15 protein-coding genes are annotated in these 20,557 nt (G+C 58.9%); 6 read left to right on the top strand and 9 right to left on the bottom strand.

All coding sequences use genetic code 11. The features are described from left to right. Window positions 1-72: 72 nt before the first annotated feature. Genes lolE through AC2D8U_RS10770 form a run of 3 tightly spaced genes read right to left on the bottom strand, consistent with a single transcriptional unit; the run spans window position 73 to window position 3,277 of the window. The gene (lolE, locus tag AC2D8U_RS10780; protein ID WP_484619056.1) at window positions 73-1,320 is read right to left on the bottom strand and encodes a lipoprotein-releasing ABC transporter permease subunit LolE; all 1,248 of its coding nucleotides are present in this window, start codon (window positions 1,318-1,320) and stop codon (window positions 73-75) included. Further along, the gene (lolD, locus tag AC2D8U_RS10775) at window positions 1,313-2,020 is read right to left on the bottom strand and encodes a lipoprotein-releasing ABC transporter ATP-binding protein LolD (protein WP_484619055.1); all 708 of its coding nucleotides are present in this window, start codon (window positions 2,018-2,020) and stop codon (window positions 1,313-1,315) included. The genes lolE and lolD overlap by 8 nt, the downstream gene beginning before the upstream one ends. Window positions 2,021-2,062: 42 nt before the next feature. Next, on the bottom strand, window positions 2,063-3,277 hold the full coding sequence (locus AC2D8U_RS10770) for a lipoprotein-releasing ABC transporter permease subunit (RefSeq protein ID WP_484619054.1): 1,215 nt from the start codon (window positions 3,275-3,277) through the stop codon (window positions 2,063-2,065). Window positions 3,278-3,352: 75 nt separating this feature from the next. Here AC2D8U_RS10770 and AC2D8U_RS10765 point away from each other — a divergent pair, with 75 nt between their 5' ends. Genes AC2D8U_RS10765 through AC2D8U_RS10755 form a run of 3 tightly spaced genes read left to right on the top strand, consistent with a single transcriptional unit; the run spans window position 3,353 to window position 8,431 of the window. Continuing rightward, on the top strand, window positions 3,353-3,925 hold the full coding sequence (locus tag AC2D8U_RS10765) for a PilZ domain-containing protein (protein ID WP_484619053.1): 573 nt from the start codon (window positions 3,353-3,355) through the stop codon (window positions 3,923-3,925). A gap of 46 nt (window positions 3,926-3,971) precedes the next feature. Further along, window positions 3,972-7,433 carry a transcription-repair coupling factor gene (gene mfd / locus AC2D8U_RS10760; protein ID WP_484619052.1) on the top strand — a complete coding sequence of 1,154 codons (3,462 nt, stop codon included), beginning with the start codon at window positions 3,972-3,974 and terminating at the stop codon, window positions 7,431-7,433. 5 nt (window positions 7,434-7,438) lie between these two features. Further along, window positions 7,439-8,431 carry a peptidoglycan binding protein CsiV gene (locus AC2D8U_RS10755; protein ID WP_484619051.1) on the top strand — a complete coding sequence of 331 codons (993 nt, stop codon included), beginning with the start codon at window positions 7,439-7,441 and terminating at the stop codon, window positions 8,429-8,431. Here AC2D8U_RS10755 and AC2D8U_RS10750 read toward each other — a convergent pair. From AC2D8U_RS10750 to nagZ, 3 genes are all read right to left on the bottom strand, one after another. After that, entirely contained in the window at window positions 8,421-8,693 is a 273-nt protein-coding gene (locus tag AC2D8U_RS10750) for an acylphosphatase (protein WP_484619050.1), read from the bottom strand. The genes AC2D8U_RS10755 and AC2D8U_RS10750 overlap by 11 nt on opposite strands. Before the next feature lie 118 nt (window positions 8,694-8,811). Continuing rightward, window positions 8,812-9,357 carry an alpha/beta hydrolase YcfP gene (gene ycfP, locus AC2D8U_RS10745; protein ID WP_484619049.1) on the bottom strand — a complete coding sequence of 182 codons (546 nt, stop codon included), beginning with the start codon at window positions 9,355-9,357 and terminating at the stop codon, window positions 8,812-8,814. 39 nt (window positions 9,358-9,396) lie between these two features. Next, entirely contained in the window at window positions 9,397-10,413 is a 1,017-nt protein-coding gene (gene nagZ, locus AC2D8U_RS10740) for a beta-N-acetylhexosaminidase (RefSeq protein WP_484619048.1), read from the bottom strand. A gap of 97 nt (window positions 10,414-10,510) precedes the next feature. Between nagZ and AC2D8U_RS10735 the strand changes: the two genes are divergently transcribed. Continuing rightward, window positions 10,511-11,884: an L-serine ammonia-lyase gene (locus tag AC2D8U_RS10735; protein WP_484619047.1), complete on the top strand. Its 1,374-nt coding sequence runs from the start codon at window positions 10,511-10,513 to the stop codon at window positions 11,882-11,884. Window positions 11,885-11,931: 47 nt separating this feature from the next. Here the strand turns inward: AC2D8U_RS10735 and cysB are convergent, their stop codons facing one another. Continuing rightward, window positions 11,932-12,906, bottom strand: coding sequence for an HTH-type transcriptional regulator CysB (gene cysB / locus AC2D8U_RS10730; RefSeq protein WP_484619046.1), 975 nt, complete (start codon window positions 12,904-12,906; stop codon window positions 11,932-11,934). A gap of 155 nt (window positions 12,907-13,061) precedes the next feature. Here cysB and AC2D8U_RS10725 point away from each other — a divergent pair, with 155 nt between their 5' ends. Beyond that, window positions 13,062-13,826, top strand: a complete 765-nt coding sequence (locus AC2D8U_RS10725; RefSeq protein ID WP_484619045.1) for a hypothetical protein — start codon at window positions 13,062-13,064, stop codon at window positions 13,824-13,826. Window positions 13,827-13,898: 72 nt separating this feature from the next. On the opposite strand, the gene topA is transcribed toward AC2D8U_RS10725, so the two are convergent. Further along, window positions 13,899-16,562: a type I DNA topoisomerase gene (gene topA, locus AC2D8U_RS10720; RefSeq protein ID WP_484619044.1), complete on the bottom strand. Its 2,664-nt coding sequence runs from the start codon at window positions 16,560-16,562 to the stop codon at window positions 13,899-13,901. A 329-nt stretch (window positions 16,563-16,891) separates the two neighbouring features. Between topA and astB the strand changes: the two genes are divergently transcribed. Beyond that, window positions 16,892-18,223, top strand: a complete 1,332-nt coding sequence (gene astB, locus AC2D8U_RS10715) for an N-succinylarginine dihydrolase (RefSeq protein ID WP_484619043.1) — start codon at window positions 16,892-16,894, stop codon at window positions 18,221-18,223. Between the two features lie 56 nt (window positions 18,224-18,279). Here the strand turns inward: astB and AC2D8U_RS10710 are convergent, their stop codons facing one another. Further along, window positions 18,280-20,373 carry a hypothetical protein gene (locus AC2D8U_RS10710; protein ID WP_484619042.1) on the bottom strand — a complete coding sequence of 698 codons (2,094 nt, stop codon included), beginning with the start codon at window positions 20,371-20,373 and terminating at the stop codon, window positions 18,280-18,282. Window positions 20,374-20,557 lie beyond the last annotated feature (184 nt).

Below are 20,557 nucleotides of genomic sequence, written 5' to 3'. Positions count from 1 at the left end.
GGATCTAGCCGCATCCTTGGCATTGAGGCGAGGAGGTGAAGCAACGCCTCAATGTCGGCAAGAGGAAACCAGCTACAACAGCTGCGCCGGCTGCAGTCGACTGGCCTTCCAAGCCGGATACCAGGTGGCGATCAGGGTAACCACAAAGGCCAGCAGGGAGACGGTCACCACGTCCCGCAGCATCAGTTGAGAGGGCAGAAAATCGATAAAATAGACGTCGCCTGAGAGGAAGTGGACCCCAAAGGTTTGCTCGATAAACGCCATGATCTCGGACAGGCGATACGCCACCGCCGAGCCGAACCCGGCCCCCAGCAAGCAGCCCATGGCGCCGGTCAGGGAGCCCTGCACCATAAAGCAGCCAAGGATCCCCCCCTTGCTCATCCCCATGGTACGTAGGATGGCGATCTCCGCTTCCTTGTCCCGCACCGACATCACCAGGGAGCAGATGATGTTGAAGCTGGCCACAGCCACCACCAGCACCAACACCAGGTAAGTGAGCATGCGCACCAACTGGATATCGCTGTACAGGTGTCCCTGGGTACGGGTCCAATCGGACAGCAGGAGATACTGGGCCTGACGAAAGCCCACATTGCGCACCAACTGGGGCGCGGCAAACAGATCCGTCGCCTTAAAGCGCACACCGCCGGCCGCCGGCGTCTCTCCACTTGTGCTCAACCCGGCGATCTGACCGGCAAAGGCCATATTGGTGTAGGCCACGGTACGATCGATCTCTCCCCCAAGATCAAACAGTCCGGAGACGGTGAACACCACATTCTTGGGCGCACTGAGCGGCCCGGCATTGGCGGAGGGGATCAACAGGGCGAGGCGATCACCCACCGTCACATCCAGGGCATCGGCCAGGGCTTCTCCCAGCACCAGGTTGTTCCCCGCCGTCTGCAGACTCTGCCACGCCGCCTGGGACATATAGCTCATCGCCGAGGAGACCCGGGCCTCCTGCTCGGGCAGGATCCCACGGACCGTCACCGGCTTCATCACATCGCCACGCTGTAACAGGCCATCGAGCAGCACAAAGGGGGCGGCTGCGGCAATCCCCGGCTCCGACTCGGCATCCGCCACCAGGGCCGGCCAGTCCTGCAACGCCCCCTCGACGGCGATCAGCTCGCCGTGGGGCACCACCGCCAGCAGGCGCTCGCGAAGCTCCCGCTCGAAGCCATTCATTGCCGACAGCACCAGGATCAAGACCGCCACCCCCAGGGTGATCCCCACCACGGAGGAGAGGGAGATAAAGGAGACGAAACCGTTGGCGGTTCGAGTGCGCAGGAAACGCCAGCCGATCTGAAATGGCAAGCCTTTACCCATGGGCAGGCTCCGCCTGGTTGTCTTGATGCTCCAGGTGACCGTTGCGCATTTCCAGCTGACGATCCAGGCGAGCCGCCAGGGCGCGATCATGGGTCACCACCACGAAGGCCGTGCCCTGCTCCGCCGCCAGCTCTCGAAGCAGTTGATACACCTCTTCGGCCGTGTGCTCATCCAGATTGCCCGTCGGCTCATCCGCCAGCACCAGCGCCGGATGGTTGGCCAGCGCCCGGGCAATGGCGACCCGCTGTCGCTCACCCCCGGACAGCTCGCCGGGACGATGCTCCAGGCGATGGGCCAGGCCCACCCGATGGAGCAGTTCGCTGGCGCGCGCCTTAACCTCGGCAGGCGGCCTGCCGGCGATCCGCAGCGGCATCCCCACATTCTCCAGGGCGGTAAACTCGGGCAGCAAGTGATGAAACTGGTAGATAAAGCCCAGCTTGTCGTTACGAAGGCGGTTACGCTCCCGTTCGGACAGCCGGAGCAGATCTTTGCCCTCGAAGCGGATCCGACCTTCGCTGGGCAGATCCAAAGTCCCCAGCAGATGCAGCAAGGTGCTCTTACCGGAACCTGAGCTGCCAACAATGGCCACCAGCTCTCCGCGATTGACCTCCAACGACAGATCACTGAGCACGCGAGTCTCCTGCTTACCATCCCGGTAGACCTTGCCCAGGCCCTCACAATGCAACAGGGGGGTCGTCATAATGCTCGCTCTCCAAACAACTCAACAAGATACAGAACACAGTTATTCATAACGCAGCACCTCGGCCGGATTGACATGAGAGGCTCGCCAGGCCGGATACAGGGTGGCAAGAAAACTTAAAAACAGGGCCCCGGACACCACCGCCGCCACCTGAAGGGGCTCGATGATCACCGGTAGGGGCTGGCCCGGAGGGAGCAGCCAGATCCCCAAAAGCTCCAGCACAGGTTGCAGGTTGAGCGCCAGCAACAGGCCGAGCACCAGGCCGAGCACGGTCCCCAGGGCCGAGCTGCTCATCCCCTGAACGGTGAAGATCCCCATCACCGCCGGACGAGAGAGTCCCTGGGTTTTGAGGATCGCCACATCACTGGTCTTATCGGTCACCATCATCACCAACGCAGATACGATATTGAAGGCGGCAACGGCGATGATCAGTCCCAGCAACAGGGCCATCATCCGCTTTTCCATCTTCACCGCGGCAAACAGTTGGCCATACTCACTACGCCAATCCGACAGTTCAGGAACCTGGGGCAGATCGCGCCACTGTCGGGTCAACTGGGCACTGAGTTGAGGAGCCAGGAAGGCATCCTGCAGATAGAGGCGCCATTGGGGAGGCTGCCGCAACAAGCGTGCCGCGTCGTCAATATGGATCACTGCCATGCGCGAATCGACGTCAGAACCTAGCTGAAACAGGCCGGCCACGGTGAAGTTTCGCTGGCTGGGCACTCGCCCCATGGGGGTATAACGCGCCCCTTGCGCCGTCATGACCCGAACCTGATCCCCGGCGAAGACCCCCAGCTGGCTGGCCAACTGGTTACCGAGCAAAATTTTATATTCCCCACTTTGCAGGGCTTCATACTGCCCCTGCACCATGTGGGCAGCCAGGGGAGAATAGGGTCGCTCGGCGACAGGATCCACCCCCAGTAACTGCACGCCTCCCATCTGCTGACCCCGCATCACCAGGGCTTCGGAGGCCAGCATGGGGACCTGAGCCAGGATCTGGGGATGGCCGGCCAGATCCGCGCGCAATCGCTGAGGATCGGCGTCGCCAGGGGTGATCACCAGTTGAGGAACAGCACCGAGGATCTGGCCCTTGAGTCGGCCCTCGAGGCCGTTCATCACCGAACTAACGATGATCAAGGCCGCCACTCCGATGGTGATCCCCAATACGGAGAACAGGGTGATAAAGGAAACGAAACGAGTATCCTTGCGGGCACGCCAGTAACGCAAGCCGATAAACATCGGCACTACTGAGGTCATAGAGGCAGGTTGGCTAAAGTCATAAGTTCACGGATAATAATTAAAAATCCATGTGACACACAAGGACTATCCCCCATGGCGTCCGAGGACACCTTTTTTAGCGTCGCCGCGCCCTTTGACGTGCTGATCGATCCCATTGACGTGGATGAGCTCTGGCTCGACGGCCCGCAGTTGGAGCAAAAGATGCCCCAGGCCTTCCGCCTGATGGCCCAGGTCAGTGAACTGGAGCAGCATTGCCTGCCCCTGCTCAAGGGCATGGAGCAACATGCCGCGGCCCTGGCGGACTACCTGCGTCTACAATCGCAGAAAATCGATCTGGTCCTGCAGCAGCAGCTGTCTCAGGATCCCAACGCCCGCTGGCAGGCTCAGGGGATCCGCTTCGGCGGCTCAGGGATCAGTGTCCGCCTGGATACCCCACTGGCAGCCAAAACCCCTCTGGCTCTGAGGATCTTCCTGCCCGATGCGCAGATCGCCGCCTATGCCCATGGCGAGGTAGAGCACTGCAGCGAGCAGGAGTTGGGGCTGATCGCCCAGATCCGTTTTTGCGCCATCCGCGAGTCAGATCAGGAACAGCTGGTACGTGCCAGCCTCCAGGTCCAGCAACGCCAGCTACGCCAACGTGCCCAACGAGCACGAGATGGTCTTTAATTGAACTCAACAACGGCCAGATAGACGGCCGAGGCACGGATCCCAAATGAGTCGTTTCTCTCCCCTGACGCCCCCGGCCCTTGGCCCGGGACACCGCAAACGCCTGACCGGCCTGGCCGGCGCCGCCCGCAGCTTATGTACGGATGCGCTGATCCGTGCCGACCGCGGACTGACGGTGATCCTCACCGAGGACACCCCCACGGCCCTGCACCTGGAGCAGGAGTTGCGTTACCTGAGTCAGCAGGACTACCCGGTCCTGCTGTTTCCCGATCGGGAAACCCTGCCTTACGACAGTTTTTCCCCCCATCAGGATATCGTCTCTCAACGCCTGCAGGCCCTGGCCGCGCTGCCGACCCTGCGCCAAGGTGTGCTGATCCTGCCCGTCCCCACGGCGATCACCCGACTGTGCCCGGTAGATTTTGTCGCCGGTAACGTCCTGTGCTTTAAACAGGGCCAGACTCTGAATATCGAGGCGCTGCGCCAAAACCTTACCGGCGCCGGCTACCACCATGTCGAACAGGTCTACGAGCACGGGGAATTTGCCGTACGGGGCGCCATCGTCGATCTCTTCCCCATGGGCGCCGAGAGCCCCATTCGCCTCGATCTGTTCGACGACGAATTGGAATCCATTCGCCCCTTTGACGTCGACAGTCAGCGCTCACAGGGAGAGATCCCCTCGGTGGAGCTACTGCCGGCCCGTGAATTCCCCACGGACAGCGTGGGAATAGACACCTTCCGCGCCGCCTATGGGGCCAAATTCGGCCGGATCAGCAACGAGCCCGAGTCCATTTATCAGCAGATCAGCAAGGGGATCCTGCCCGGCGGCGTCGAAGCCTACCTGCCCCTGTTCTTCGATCACACAGCAACCCTGTTCGACTACCTGCCCGAGCAGGTGCAACTGCTGACCGTGGGCGATATTCAGCACGGCTGTCAGCACTACCTCAAGGATGCCGAGAGTCGTTTCGAGAACCAGAAGGTCGACCCCCTACGTCCCCTGCTGCCGCCGGACTGCCTCTACTTGCGCGAAGAGGAGCTGTTTGCCGCCATCAAACCCCATGGCCGCATCAGCCTGGAGCCCGACGTATCCAACATCGCCAAAGAGGCCCAGGCCAGCGCCGAGGCGATCAGCGAGATCGAGGTCAACCATCAGCTCAAGATCCCGCTCTCTCCCCTGCTTAAGCAACTGGAGAGCTGGCCGCGTGTCCTCTTTACCGTCGAGTCCGAGGGGCGCAGGGAAGCCCTGCTGGAGCTGCTGCGCAGTGCCAACCTCGCCCCACAAAGCTTCGAACACTGGCGCGACTTTGCCGAGAGCTCCGCCGCCCTGGGCCTGATCGTCAGCCCACTGAGCCAATCCGTGTTCCTCGAACAGGAGAAGCTGGCGTTGATCGCCGAAGAGGAATTGCTCGGTGGCCGGGTTCGCCAGCAACGACGCCAGCGTCAGCGCCGGGGTGTCAGCTCAGACACCCTGATCCGCAACCTGGCGGAGCTCAAAGTCGGTCAGCCCGTGGTTCATCTCAAGCATGGCGTCGGCCGCTACCTGGGCCTGGAAACCCTGGATGCTGGCGGCATGGTGTCGGAGTTTCTGAAACTGGAGTACGCCACCGGCTCCAAGCTCTATGTCCCGGTCAGCGCCCTGCATATGATCAGCCGCTACAGTGCCGGCGACGAAGCCACTGCACCCCTCAATAAGCTGGGCTCCGAAGCCTGGGAGAAAACCCGGCGTAAGGCGGCCGAGAAGGTGCGGGACGTGGCGGCCGAGCTGCTGGAGATCTACGCCCAGCGCGAAGCCAAACCAGGCCATAAGTTTGCCCTGGACAAAGCCGAATACGAGCGCTTCTGCGCCGGCTTCCCGTTCGAGGAGACGCTGGATCAGGCCAATGCCATCGAGGCGGTGCTGCGCGACATGCGCCAGTCCACGGCAATGGACCGCCTGGTGTGCGGTGATGTGGGCTTCGGCAAGACCGAGGTCGCGATGCGCGCCGCCTTTGTCGCCGTCCATGGCGGCAAGCAGGTGGCGGTACTGGTCCCCACCACCCTGCTGGCGCAACAACACTACGAGAACTTCCTGGACCGCTTCGCCGACTGGCCGGTACGGATCGAGGTGATGTCACGCTTCAAGACCGCCAGCGAACAGAAAAAAGCGATGGCCGCCCTGAGTGAGGGCAAGATCGACATCATTATCGGCACCCATAAACTGCTGCAAAGCGAGATCCAGTTTACCGATCTGGGCCTGCTGGTGGTGGACGAGGAGCACCGATTCGGCGTCCGTCAGAAGGAGAAGGTCAAGGCGTTGCGGGCCGAGGTCGATATCCTCACACTGACCGCCACCCCCATCCCCCGAACTCTGAATATGGCGATGTCCGGCATGCGGGATCTCTCCATCATCGCCACCGCCCCAAAACGCCGCCTCTCGGTCAAAACCTTCGTTCGTCCCAACGATGCCGCCCTGGTTCGCGAAGCCCTGATGCGAGAGATCCTTCGTGGTGGCCAGGTGTACTACCTGCACAACAGTGTCGAAACTATCGAAAAGTGTGCCGAAGAGCTGGCAGCCCTGGTGCCGGAAGCCCGCATCACAGTGGCCCATGGCCAGATGCGTGAACGAGATCTGGAACGGGTCATGGGGGATTTCCACCATGGTCGCTTCAACCTTCTGGTGTGCACCACCATCATCGAAACCGGGATCGACATTCCCAGCGCCAACACCATACTGATCGAACGGGCCGACAAATTCGGCTTGGCCCAGCTCCATCAATTGCGCGGCCGGGTCGGTCGATCTCACCATCAGGCCTACGCCTACCTGCTGACCCCAGGCAAGAAACTGACCAAGGATGCCCAGAAAAGGCTCGAGGCGATCGAGCAGCTCGAAGATCTTGGGGCTGGCTTTATGCTGGCCACCCAGGATCTGGAGATCCGCGGAGCCGGTGAACTGCTGGGAGACGAACAGAGCGGTCACATAGGAAAGATTGGCTTTACCCTCTACATGGAGATGCTGGAGCAGACCGTCGAGGCCCTCAAGGCGGGGGAACAACCCTCGATGGAACAGTTATTGGCCGAGCAGACCGAGCTGGAGCTACGCATTCCCGCCCTGTTGCCGGAGGATTACATCCCCCACGTCAATACCCGCCTTTCCATCTACAAACAGGTCGCTTCCTGCAAGGATGAATCGGCCCTGATGGACGCCAAGATTGAATTGGTGGACCGATTCGGCCGCCTGCCAGCACCGGCAGAAAACCTGCTGGCCCTGGCCAAGCTCAAGCTGCGAGCCAGTGCCCTGGGCATTCGCCGCATCGAAGCCAACGCCAAAGGCGGCAGTTTCGACTTCTCCGAGCACACGCCGGTCCAGGCCACTACGCTGATCTCGTTACTGCAATCGCAGCCGAAGAGACTTAGAATGGACGGCCCGACCAAATTACGATTCAATCAGGAGATGGAACCGGCCGCTGATCGTATTAATGCCGTGTCCCACTGGCTGGACCAAGTGTCCACCGATCTTCACAAAGAGGTTTAACGAGCGTGAAAACCCTGTTTACAACCCTGCTGCTGGCCGCCATGACGCTGCCCGCCTCAGCGGAACAAGCCACCTGGTTCGAGGTGGAGGTACTGGTGTTCAGTCGCCCCGATCAAAGCCAGGAGCACTGGCCCGAGGATCAGGCCCCGCTGCCGTCCGTTTCCAGCCTGGACCTGTTAGGCCCACTCTGGCTGCCCGACCTGTCTGCCCTGCAAACGGCGATCACCGCCTGTGACAGCAATGAGTGGCTGCTGGATCCCGAAGGCTGCAATCGGCGCGAACAGCAGACCACGCCGTCCATGCCCAGCCGCGTCCCCGTGGTCGCATCGGCTGCCCGCTTAGGAGATCCGCAGGAAGGACAGCCCTACCTGCTGCCCCAATCCATGCTGCAGTTTAGCGACAAGGCCGAGACACTTCGGCGTCAGGGTAAGACCCTGCTGCTGCATACCGGGTGGCAGATGCCGGTCTTTGGTCGCCGCAACGCCCAGCCCATAGGCCTGTTTGGCGGTATCAACTACGGTGAGGAGTTTGGTCAAGACGGACACCCCCGCCGTTTCCAAGAACCGTCCGAACTGGCTCTGTTCAACCTGTTCAACAGCCTGTTACCCAGCACCAACACCGTTGAGCCGGTCTGGCAACTCGATGGCTGGCTTAATATCTATCTGGAACACTTCCTCTTTATCGAGGCCAGGCTCGACCTGCGTCAACCGGGTAATCGAGTCTGGGGCAGCGAGGATGAGGAGAGCGTCGACGCCTTAATCGACTTTACGCCCATGACGGGGCAAGGGGGATTCGAAGGGGAGGCCGCCGAAGCGCTCTCCGCCAAGGCAGAGCCTTTCCTGTTCACCATTAACCTGGATCAAAACCGCCGGGTGCGCAGCCGTGAGATCCACTATTTCGACCATCCCCAGCTAGGGCTGGTGGTTCAGATCCGCCGCATGGAGCAGCCGCAGGCCAAGACTCAGGGGAACTTGGCGCCAGACGCGCTCAGTCGGTGATCTCAAAGTCCAGATACACCTCGTGGCCATCGTATTCGCCGATCAACACATCTTGAACACTGGCCTGGGCCGGGCCCTCGTGGGCCCAGTCTACCAGGGCGTCGACCGCACTGTCGCCGCCCTGGGCCAGGATCTCAACCCGGCCATCGGCCAGATTACGGACATAGCCAGTGACGCCCAGGCTTCGCGCCTGCTCTAACGCCGTAGCACGAAACCACACGCCCTGAACCTTTCCAGACACTGTTGCCAAGACACTTTTCATTGATGGTTGCCCTTCGCACGCACGGTGCCACGGCGAAGATCCGTAGCAGTCCCTTGATGTTGTAGCGAATGCCCGCTCCGGCGTCCAGAAAAAAGCCACCCGGATGGGTGGCTTTCATTCAGGCGGCTTTTAATTTAAAGGCCTTGATACGCTGCAGGTGAGCACTGATGGACTTAAATTTATGAGCCTGCTCTTCGTCCCACACCACGGGGTAGTAGGGCGACAGAGCCGCTTCGATACGCCCGGTATCCAGCACATCATCATGGGTGGCCAGAATACACAGGGCACGCCCCTGATTCTTACTGCGGAATTGGGAAACACATTTGGTGGCGATGTCGGCATACTCTTCGGGACGATCGATCTTCCCTTCCATGTTCTCTTCCGGCCACAAATTGGGGTTGAACATGACGGCACGGATCCCGCACAGGAAACCGATCCGCTCGGCCCAGAACCCGCCGAGTCCCACACCCACTATGATGGGATCCGGGTCATCGCTGAGCTTGATCTGCTTATCGACCTCCTTGAGCAGATGCTTCATGTCGTGCTTGGGATGCATCGTCGAATAGCTGATAAAACGCACATCATCATCAATAAACTGCAACTGCAGCACCTTTTCATGGTTGCCCGGGCTGGTGGCATCAAAACCATGCAAATAGAGGATCATTCCTTTCTCCTTTGTCGCTGCCGGTAAGGGGATCCCTTATTAGCGTTCTTGCCAAGACGCTCGCAATGTCGCGGCCAGGGTGCTCGCCCGTTGCCAGCGAATCGAGGCCTGTAGTGATCTTGTATCTTGTCCGTCACGACCTTTCAAGGCCAATATCCGTGCGGGCACACTTTCCCATGGCGTGATCTGTCGTGCCACCGTCACCGCCTGGGGCGTCAGGTTGCAGATCAGCGCGATATCGCACCCGGCAGACAACGCCGCTTGGCTTCGCGCCAACAGATCACCGGCCACCGCAGCCCCGGCCATCCCCAGATCATCGGAGAAGATCACCCCCTGGTAGCCCAGTTTCCGCCGCAGGATCTGCTCAAGCCAGACTCGGCTGAATCCCGCCGGTGCACTGTCTACTTCAGGATAGGTGACATGGGCTGGCATCACGGCATCCAGTCGCTTCGCCAGGGCCACGAAGGGCTTGAGATCCTGCTGCTGGATCTCATCCCAGCTGCGCGGATCCACTGGTGCCGCCACATGGGAATCTGCCTGAACACTGCCATGACCGGGAAAATGCTTGCCGACACAGGCCATCCCCGCCTCGGCCATCCCCGCCATGTAGTCACCGGCCAGGGTGATCACCGCCTCCGCTTCCTCGGCAAAGGCGCGCCAGCCAATCACATTTGAACAACCATTAAGATCCAGTACCGGGGCAAAACTGAAATCGATATCCAGGGCCCTCAGTTCGGCGGCCATCAGCCAGCCCATCTCCCGCGCCCAGACGGCGGCCTGAGCCAGATCGCCGTCGGCGCTGGGCAGCAAGCTGCCAGCATAGGGCAAGGCGGTGAATCCCTGGAAGAAACGTTGCACCCGCCCCCCCTCATGATCCACCGACAGCAAGAGTTCTGGACGCCGACGACGGATCTCGGCCACCAGTTCCTGGAGTTGTTCCGGATGGGAAAAGTTGCGGGAAAAAAAGATAAGGCCACCTAAACTTGGACAATCAAGCAGGGCGCGGTCGATATCGGTCAGCTCGGTACCGAGCAGATCCGCCATTATTGGTCCCATGTACATGGCTCCATGGTAGAAATTCGCATTATCGGATTAGCGCTAGTGTACCATCGGCAGTACTCGCCAGTCGCAATCACCTCACAGGGAAGCAAGCATGATCAGCGTATTTGATATGTTCAGCATCGGCATCGGCCCATCCAGCTCACACACTGTGGGCCCTATGCGTGCCGCCAACCGCTTTATCGACGATCTGCGCAAGGAGGACAAATTCAAGGCGGTCACCGAGATCAGGGCCGAACTGTTTGGCTCTCTGGGACAAACCGGTAAGGGGCACGGCACGGGAAAGGCGGTGATCCTTGGACTGCTGGGTGAAGAACCTGAGCATTGCGATCCCGACACGGTGAACGCCAAGCTTGAGCAAGTCGCTCAGGCACAGCAGTTGCTGCTGGGGGGCGAGCACCCCGTCAGCCTAACCCGAGCGAATGGGATCACCTATCATCGCCGCAAGTCTCTGCCTGAACACGCCAACGCCATGTCCTTGCAGGCCTACGCCCGGGGCACCCTGTTGTACGAAAAGACCTATTTTTCCATCGGCGGCGGTTTTGTGCTCGATCAAGACGAAATCAATCAGGATCAGGCCATTAACCAGATCACCCAGAGCCAGCCCTACCCCTTTGACAGTGCCAACGAATTGATGGCTCTGTGTACAGAGAACGGCCTCTCCATCTCCTCTTTGATGCTGGCCAACGAGACCGTGCTACGCAGCGAGGCCGAGATCCACGACAAGCTTTGGCAGATCTGGCAAACCATGCGCGCCTGTGTCGATCGAGGTTGTCGCAGTGAGGGGATCCTGGAAGGGGGCCTGAAACTGCGCCGCCGAGCCCCCTCCCTCTACCGTCGACTGCAAGCGGAAGGCCGCACTAGCCAGGATCCCCTCAACGCCATGGACTGGGTCAACCTGTTCGCCTTGGCCGTTAATGAGGAGAATGCCGCCGGTGGCCGGGTCGTCACCGCCCCCACTAACGGGGCCGCCGGGATCATCCCAGCGGTCCTATGCTATTACGATAAATTTATCCAGCCAGTAGACCAGGAGATCTGCAGCCGTTACCTGCTGACCGCCGCCGCCATCGGGATCCTCTACAAGAAAAATGCCTCCATCTCCGGTGCCGAGGTAGGCTGCCAGGGCGAGGTGGGCGTGGCCTGCTCCATGGCGGCCGGTGCCCTGACCGAGATCCTCGGTGGCACGGCCATGAATGTGGAAAATGCCGCGGAGATCGGCATGGAGCACAACCTGGGATTGACCTGCGATCCGGTGGGCGGGCTGGTTCAGGTGCCCTGCATCGAACGCAATGCCATGGGCTCGGTCAAAGCGATCAACGCATCACGACTGGCCCTACGCGGTGACGGCCTGCACAAGGTGACTCTGGATAAGGTGATCAAGACCATGTGGGATACGGGCATGGACATGCGTTCCAAATACAAAGAAACCGCCAAGGGGGGCCTGGCGGTCAATATTGTCGAGTGTTAAAAGAGCAGCTATTAGCTGTTAGCTGTTAGCTGTTAGCTACCGCAAGGTTACCGCATCGGCAGCTCCATATCCTCGAACATGGCATCGATCTGGGCCTGATCCCGCAGGGAAAGGGCCTGCTCGACCACGGGACGGGTCAGGTGGGGGGCAAAGCGCTCCATGAAGTCATACATGTAACTGCGCAGGAAACTGCCTTTTCGGAAGGCAATCTTGGTGGTGTTGGCTTCAAACAGATGGGAGGCATCCACCACCACCAGATCCTTGCTGTCTTCCGGCTCCAATGCCATGGTCGCCATCACGCCGACGCCCAGTCCCATCCGAACATAAGTTTTGAGCACATCGGCACTGGTGGCAGAAAACACCACACGAGGCTCACCCTCGACCTGGGCAAAGGCTTTTTCCAAGGCGGAGCTGCGGTTAAAGCCAAACACATAGGTTACCAGGGGATACTTCACCAGTTCCTCCAGGCCGACATGGCTGCACTGGGCCAAAGGATGATCTTTATGGAACACAATGGAGCGATTCCAGTGGTAACAGGGCAGCATCACCAGATCATGGAACAGATTCATCCCCTCGGTGGCGATGGCAAAGTCCGCATCGCCCCGTACTGCCATTTCACAGATCTGATCCGGTGTTCCCTGATGCATCAGCAAATTGACGTCGGGAAATCGTTGGATAAATCCGCGGATCACCTCGGGTAAGGCATAACGGGCCTGTGTATGGGTGGTCGCAATATTCAGGTTACCCCGGTCTGGCTGGGTATACTCCGAGGCGACCTTCTTGATCCCCTCCACCTTGCCCAGGATATCACTGGCGATCTCGATCACCTGCTGACCCGCCGGGGTCACATGGGTCAAATGTTTGCCGCTGCGGCCGAAGATCTGGATCCCCAACTCATCTTCCAGCATCCGAACCTGTTTGGAGATCCCGGGCTGGGAGGTATACAGGCTCTCTGCTGTGGCGGAGACGTTGAGGTTGTTATTGACCACTTCAACGATGTATCTAAGCTGCTGCAGTTTCATTGGGCTTGGTAACCAGTTAATTCCTATGAGTTATATTATTACCACAAAACACTATATCAAAAGAATAACGAGTGTGGCTCGACCACATCACAGAGGTGTAGCCCGGACGCGGTTTGGTGTAGCATTAGGACAAATAGAAAGGATCCAAGAAAACCATGTCTTTAACCTTGATTCTGCTTCTGATCGGCGCCTTGCTGCTGCTGGCGATCTGCATCAATTTGCTGCAGCAGCACAAGGAGCAAGTTGAGCTTGCCCGCAGGCAACAGTTAGCCAAGCAAAGGGCCATCATCGATGAGTCCGAACAACTGCTGGCAGCCGGTGCCCTACTGCCCATGAGCAAAGCCCTGTTGCAGATGCTTAATCAACGGATCCTCGATGCCGTTCTTGCTTCCCTCGAGTTGGACAAAAAGAGCAGCGACCTTCAGCGACGGAAAAGTGATATTGAGGCCCAGCTGCTGATCCTGGGTAAGGACTCGGGCAACGATCAAAGCCTGGATAGCTTTACCGTCCCCAATAACGACAAACAGGTCCTTTCTCTGGTCCAGTCCCTGAAACGTCTTAAGGATGTGATCCGCCATGAGCACAACAAAAGCCGGATCAGCCAGGAAACCTTCGTCTCAGAAAACAGCCGGGCAGACCAGTTACTGGCCCGGATCAACGTCGGCGTCCTGGCAGACCGGGCCCGCCTTGCCATGCAGAACGGTCAGCTAGGCTCGGCCAAGCATCTACTGTCAAAGCTGATCAGCAACCTAAATATCAATCACAATCAAGATATTACCTTTCGAGACAGCATGATGGGCAAAGCCCAGCAGATGCTTGCTGAAATCGATCTGCGCCAGCAGGAGAGCCTGCATGAGGCCAATCCTGGTCGAGCTCCGGACGAACTGGACGAACTCTTCCAGCCTAAGAAAAAATGGTGACCCGTTGGCGGTAAACCCAAGACATAAAAAAGGGCGCTCCATGGAGCGCCCTTTTTTGTGGTGAACGCCGGATCAATCGGCTTTCTTCACCTTGGACTTCTTAGTCTGCTCCTCGCGCCACTGGCCGCCCTCATACTTGGCGATCCAGCCACTGGCCTTACCCTCCACCTCGGAGGCCACATACTGCTCCTTGGTCTTGCGACTGAACTTCAGCAGGTAGGGGTTGCCATCCTCGTCCGCCACAGGCGCATCGGCCAGGTAGTAGAACTTGGGTGAGATCCGATCCTTAAAGCGCTTAAGCTCCTCGACCTTGGGCGCGCGGGTTTCGCGGCTCTTGGGGAAGGTGCTGGCAGCCAGGAACAAACCGGCTGCGCCATCACGCAGTACGAAGTGCGCATCGGACTTTTCACAGGGCAACTCCGGCAGCGGCACCGGATCTTCCTTCGGTGGCGCCACTTCGCCGCTCTTAAGCAGCTTGCGCGTGTTCTTACAGCCGGTTTCCTTGCCGTCGGTGCAGGCAAAGTACTTACCGAAGCGGCCGTCTTTGAGCTCCATATCCGAGCCACAGCGATCACACTCGATCAGCGGTCCGTCATAGCCCTTGATCTTAAAGCTGCCCTTTTCCACCTCGTAACCGTTGCACACCGGGTTGTTACCACAGACGTGCAGCTTACGGGTCTCGTCCACCAGATAGCTGTCCATGGTACTGCCACAGATCCCACAGCGACGCTTGGTGATCAGGGCTTCCGCTTCCTGATCGTCCGAGGTGATCGCTTCCGCTTCCTCCCCCGGGGTCAGATTTATGGTGGTCTTACAGCGCTCTTTGGGCGGCAGGGCGTAACCGCTGCAGCCGAGGAACACCCCGGTGGTGGCGGTGCGGATCCCCATGGGACGTTCGCAGGTCGGACACGGAATGTCGGTCAGCACCATCTGGTTGGGGCGCATGCCGCCTTCCGCTTCGTCCAGCTCGGCGGTTTCCAACTGCTGGGTCAGATCGCCGTAGAAGCCGTCAAGGACATCCTTCCAGTCCAGGTTACCCTGGGCGATCTTATCCAGTGTCTCCTCCATGGAGGCGGTGAAATCATAGGAGAGCAGCTCCTGGAAGTTCTCCACCAGGCGATCGGTGACGATCTCCCCCATCTTCTCAGCAAAGAAACGGCGACTCTCCACCCGCACATAACCACGGTCTTGGATGGTACCGATGATGGAGGCGTAGGTGGATGGGCGTCCGATCCCACGCTTTTCCAGTTCACGTACCAGGGAGGCTTCGTTAAAGCGAGCCACCGGCTTGGTGAAGTGCTGCTTGGGATCCAGGCTGGCCAGCTTCAGGGATTCACCCACGGTCACATCGGGAAGGGTCTTATCCTCTTCGCCTTTGCGTCCAACCGGTGGCTGAGCACGGGTCCAACCATCAAACACCATGATCCGGCCTTTGGCCTTGAGCTCATAATCGCCCGACGTCGCAGTAATGGTAGTGGCATCGTATTTTGCCGGGGTCATCTGACAGGCCACGAACTGACGCCAGATCAGCTCATACAGGCGCTGGGCATCACGCTCCATGGTGCTCAGGGTACTGGCCTTCACGTTAACGTCTGAGGGACGGATAGCTTCGTGTGCTTCCTGTGCCCCCTCTTTCGAGCCGTAGACATTCGGTCCCTTGGGCAGGTACTTGTCGCCAAATTCCTGACCGATAAAGTCCCGTGCACTCTCCACCGCTTCTTTGGACAGATTAGTGGAGTCGGTACGCATATAGGTGATGTAGCCCGCTTCGTACAGACGCTGAGCCAAGGTCATGGTCTTCTTCACCCCAAAGCCCAGGCGGGTACTGGCCGCCTGTTGCAAGGTAGAGGTGATGTAGGGGGCTGACGGACGGCTGGAACTGGGCTTGTCTTCCCGGTTGCTGATCACATACTGGGCACCGGTCAGCGCGGACACCGCCTCGTCGGTTTCGGCCTTGTTGGTCAGCTTCAGGGTTTTCCCCTGAAACTTGGCCACTTCCATTCGCAGCGCGGTACCGCTGGCATTGCTCAGATCGGCATGGATATCCCAGAACTCTTCAGGCACAAAGGCCCGGATCTCCCGTTCACGCTCGACAATGAGGCGTACGGCCACGGACTGAACCCGACCGGCAGACAAGCCACGGGCCAGTTTTTTCCATAGCAGTGGCGAGACGGTAAAACCCACCAGACGATCCAGGAAGCGGCGAGCCTGCTGGGCATCGACCTTGTGATGATCCAGGAATAGGGGCTGGGCAAACGCGTCCTGAATAGCAGATTTGGTGATCTCATTGAACACCACGCGACGGTAGCGAGAATCATCACCACCAATCACTTCCTGCAGGTGCCAGGCAATGGCTTCCCCTTCCCTATCCAAATCCGTTGCGAGATAGACGGTATCGGCTTTTTCCGCCAGGGTCTGCAACTCTTTGACCACCTTTTCCTTACCCGGCAGAACTTGATAATCGGCTGCCCAATTATCCTTAGGATCGATCCCCATTCTCGCAATCAAGGATTGGTAGTCACGCTTCGCTTTGTAGCGCGCTTTCTCTTCCGGCGCCATCTTGCGCACTTCCGCCGCTGTCTTGGTCGCCACGGGCTTCTTGCCGGACTGACTCGCAGAGGTCGGCAGGTCCCGGATGTGACCCACGGAAGACTTCACGACAAAATCTTTGCCGAGGTATTTATTGATGGTTTTCGCCTTGGCTGGCGACTCCACAATGACCAGGGATTTGCCCATTTGACTGGTTCGGACCTTATAAACGCGGTGGATGGTAATTTGGCTTCATATATAGAGGCATGAAGGCTGAGATTCAACCCTAGCACCGGCGAATGCCCGCTGCTGAGTCGATTTTTGTTCAGTAAAGGTTTTTTTCGCGACTGAACACGCACTTGCAGAAATTACTAATGCATCCAGCGCCGACAAGCAAGTAATAGTTATGCAAATGTTGGTTTTTTGGCAGTTTCCCGCTCACTTGTGGCGAATATTTAACCCCGTATACTGGCTCGCATACCCTTGGGTCGCTCACCGGCTCACCCACATCCACGGCAAAATTCAGGAGGGACCCAATGCACCTTGAGGCCAATTTCGACGGTCTGGTCGGTCCAACACACAACTATGCGGGCCTGTCGTTTGGCAACGTTGCCTCCCAGTCCCACGCCAACCTGATCTCTAACCCCAGGGCCGCCGCACTGCAGGGCCTGGATAAAATGATCGCCCTGACCCGGTTGGGGATGATCCAAGGGGTATTGCCGCCCCAGTCTCGGCCGGATCTGCACACCCTCAAGCGACTCGGCTTTGCCGGGCCGCCGGAGCGACTCCTCGAACAGGCCTTCCATCAGGCCCCCCAACTGCTAATGGCCTGCTGCTCAGCCTCTAGCATGTGGAGTGCTAACGCGGCTACCGTCTCGCCAAGCCCCGACAGTGCCGACGGCATGGTCCACTTCACCCCTGCCAATCTGGTGAATCAACTGCACCGGGCCCTTGAGCCGGAACAAACGGCCCGCACCCTCAAAGCGGTATTTGCCGATACCAATCACTTCGTCCATCACGCGCCACTCCCCGCTCATGAGACGCTCGGAGATGAGGGTGCCGCCAACCACACTCGATTGTGTCGGGGCTATGAGCATCCAGGTGTACAACTTTTTGTCTATGGCCGCAGCGCCACCGATCCGGCCCGCCCAGCCCCTAAGCGTTTTCCCGCCCGGCAAACCCTGGAAGCCAGCCAGGCCATTGCCCGCCTGCACCAGCTGGATCCCGCCCAAACCCTGTTTATTCAGCAAAACCCCGACCTGATCGATCAGGGGGTATTTCATAATGATGTGATAGCCGTGGGCAATCGAAATCTCTTGCTGTGCCATGAACAGGCCTTCCTTGCCCAAGCCCAGGCCCTGGCACAGATCCGCCGAGCCTTTGGTGAAGGCCTGCAGATCCTGGAAGTACCTACCGAAGCCGTTTCCATCGAGTCAGCGGTACGAAGTTACCTGTTCAATACTCAGCTCCTCACACTGCCAAACGGCCGCCACGTCATCATCGCCCCGACCGAATGCCAAACCGATCCTCAAGTGGCAGCCTATCTGAACGGTCTGATCCAACCGGGGGGGCCTATCGAAGAGGTGATCCATGTCGATCTGAAACAGAGCATGCAAAACGGCGGCGGGCCAGCCTGCTTGAGACTGAGGGTCGTCCTCTCCGCCGCCGAGCGTGCCGCCGTCAACCGAGAGTGTCTGATGAATGAAGCTAAATACCGCCAACTGAGCGACTGGGTCAAACGCCACTACCGTGACCGGTTACTGCTGGAAGATCTGCGTGATCCCAAACTGCTCGAAGAGAACCAAACGGCCCTGGATGAACTGACCCAACTGCTGGCCCTGGGCAGCATCTATCCGTTCCAACGATAAATTTTTCCATATATAAGAAGGGCCAGCAGTCACTGGCCCTTTTTGCTCGTCATCGCTTAAGGTGTGGGGGCGACAATAGCGACGCTGTCCGATGAAACAATGCCACTGGGCGTTTCGATCTCGACCCTCAGGGTGCCATAGCCATCACTGGTATCCACCCCAACACCATAGGCACCGGGACCACAGCTGCTTCGCCAATCGGCCAGAAGCTCCCCTTCATTAGAAAGATGGTAGGTTGCCGCTGAAGTACTGGGCTGCTCGTAGCTGGCACGCCCGGCCGTTTTGAGTGGATCATCACCCGAAAAACGAATGCTGGACTCCACCGGGACCGGATTCCAAGTGCCGTCCGGTGCGATATCAATCACGCAGGCCTGAGCACTGGCAACCCCTTCAAGCTCGTCGGCAAACCAGAAGCTGCCATTACCATTATGCCAGCAGTCATACCAGTTGAGGCCATCCCCGTCTTCATCCAATTGATCAAGGTGACAGAAGTAAGCCAAGGGCGCTGCACCTGAAAAGACGATCACGCCAGACCGATTCACATCGACCAGTTCCTGGCTGCAGTGACCATTGTTCAGCGCATCACCCTGGCACAAGATCCCGTTGTACTGGCCATCCGCCGGATCCCGTTCGCCGTTGCTGTTCCGATCAAGCAACTGCTCATCCCGATCGAAGTTACCATCTTCATTGGCATCCACGTAGGCCTCTGACTGATCAAACCCAGCCTCAAACTCGCCGAAGTCAAACAGGCCATTACCATTGGGGTCGACGAAGGACTCCTCACCTTCGATAAATGCCATCACGGTCGCTCGGGCATTGTCGGGGCGATGATCCTGGGATTGCCACAGCACCGAACAGCCGCCATCAAGGGTCAGGCACCGGGACTCAATGCCTCCGCCTTCGGTAATAAAGGAGATCGCCGTCCCGTCAGGCACCCAGTTGCCGAAATGGTCCGCCGCTAAGACATTGACGCTGATCTCGACTCCGTCATAGCGCCAGGCCTCGGGGTTATAGGCCGAAAAACTCAGCGAAAAGTTCTTGTTTGTTGGCAGGCCAGTACCGATACTTAGTCGCTTGGAGACGCTGGCGATCACCGGTGCACTGTCCACGATCTCGGCCAGTACCCGTACCGATCCCGGTAGATTCGCCGAGCGCAGGGTGGTCGAAACCAGGCCCTGGCCGTTACTCAACGCCTGCTCCGGGGAGAAAGTCACCTTCTCCTTCCCACTGGCCAAAGCGAAGGCGACATTCACACCCTGCTTGGCTCGGCCACTCTCATCGAGCACCTTAAATTGCACAACGGAACTGGTTGCCCCCCCGGTCCCCTGCAGCTGCAAATACTCAGGTGAGACGGACTCAAACTGGAGACTGGCCACGGGAGTCTCGGCCAGGGCCACGGTCACACTGTCGGAAGCCACATTGCTACCGAGCAACAAGGTTGCCGTGATCAGATCTTGTTGATCACAGCCCGAAGCACGGTAGGTGGCAATCGCCTGCCCGTCACTGGCCATCACCTCCTGATCGATCTCCGCAAGTCCGGCCTGACTGCAAGTTGAGCTGAAGTCGACCCGGACCGGCTCGGTATAGGCCTGGCCCTCGACGGAGAGATCGGCGATCACTGCCAGCGTGGAGCCATCGGCCAGTTCCTCGCCAGCAGCCAGAGAGAGTGACAAGGAGAGGTCCACCTCAATGGCGTTGATCTCGCCATACAGGGTGGTGCTGGTATCGGCGTAAGCAGCCGCCACAGTTACTATCCCCTCAGCTTCCCCCGCCAACAGGCGCACCAGGGCGGAGCCATCACTGGCACTCAGTACCCGACCATCAGAGGGGATCAGCGCCCCCTTATCTGTCGTGATCTGGATCAGCTCGCCTTCCACCTTCACCCCGTCACGCATCACCTGCGCGCGAAGCACGGCCGGTGCCCGAGCATCCAGACGGTTGGACTCGGTACAGTTGGACAGTTCGATGGTGCTCTGTTCGGGACAGGACCACATGGTCAATGCCACCGTATGGATGGCATCTACCGGGGGATTGGCAGGATCGATCGGACCCGTGGAGGGATCACTCTCCTGTAAACTGCCTCCCCCACTGCAGCCAGCAACCGAAAAACTCCAAAACAGTGCAATAAACCATCGAAAAACAATACGCATCACCGACTCCATGTCACATAACGAGCACGCCGCAGCAACGATGCGCCAGCGCGGCCACATCAAAACCACCCCAAAACTCAAACAAAACAAACATCTGCACTAAACATAATAGCCACCCCCGCAACAACTGATGTCAAACTTATACATTTGCCCCCTTTTTTGTTGGCGGGGGTTCCTGCTAGGC

The sequence above is a fragment of the Ferrimonas sp. YIN67 genome, assembly GCF_057219095.1.
This window is presented reverse-complemented; position numbering and strand designations above follow the sequence as displayed.

Coding starts and splice junctions, on each gene's coding strand:
- AC2D8U_RS10710 (WP_484619042.1), bottom strand. CDS start 20,373: ATGCGTATTGTTTTTCGATGGTTTATTGCACTGTTTTGGAGTTTTTCG.
- lolD (WP_484619055.1), bottom strand. CDS start 2,020: ATGACGACCCCCCTGTTGCATTGTGAGGGCCTGGGCAAGGTCTACCGG.
- AC2D8U_RS10750 (WP_484619050.1), bottom strand. CDS start 8,693: ATGAAAAGTGTCTTGGCAACAGTGTCTGGAAAGGTTCAGGGCGTGTGG.
- ycfP (WP_484619049.1), bottom strand. CDS start 9,357: ATGATCCTCTATTTGCATGGTTTTGATGCCACCAGCCCGGGCAACCAT.
- astB (WP_484619043.1), top strand. CDS start 16,892: ATGCACCTTGAGGCCAATTTCGACGGTCTGGTCGGTCCAACACACAAC.
- AC2D8U_RS10725 (WP_484619045.1), top strand. CDS start 13,062: ATGTCTTTAACCTTGATTCTGCTTCTGATCGGCGCCTTGCTGCTGCTG.
- AC2D8U_RS10765 (WP_484619053.1), top strand. CDS start 3,353: ATGGCGTCCGAGGACACCTTTTTTAGCGTCGCCGCGCCCTTTGACGTG.
- cysB (WP_484619046.1), bottom strand. CDS start 12,906: ATGAAACTGCAGCAGCTTAGATACATCGTTGAAGTGGTCAATAACAAC.
- nagZ (WP_484619048.1), bottom strand. CDS start 10,413: ATGGGACCAATAATGGCGGATCTGCTCGGTACCGAGCTGACCGATATC.
- AC2D8U_RS10735 (WP_484619047.1), top strand. CDS start 10,511: ATGATCAGCGTATTTGATATGTTCAGCATCGGCATCGGCCCATCCAGC.
- lolE (WP_484619056.1), bottom strand. CDS start 1,320: ATGGGTAAAGGCTTGCCATTTCAGATCGGCTGGCGTTTCCTGCGCACT.
- AC2D8U_RS10770 (WP_484619054.1), bottom strand. CDS start 3,277: ATGACCTCAGTAGTGCCGATGTTTATCGGCTTGCGTTACTGGCGTGCC.
- mfd (WP_484619052.1), top strand. CDS start 3,972: ATGAGTCGTTTCTCTCCCCTGACGCCCCCGGCCCTTGGCCCGGGACAC.
- topA (WP_484619044.1), bottom strand. CDS start 16,562: ATGGGCAAATCCCTGGTCATTGTGGAGTCGCCAGCCAAGGCGAAAACC.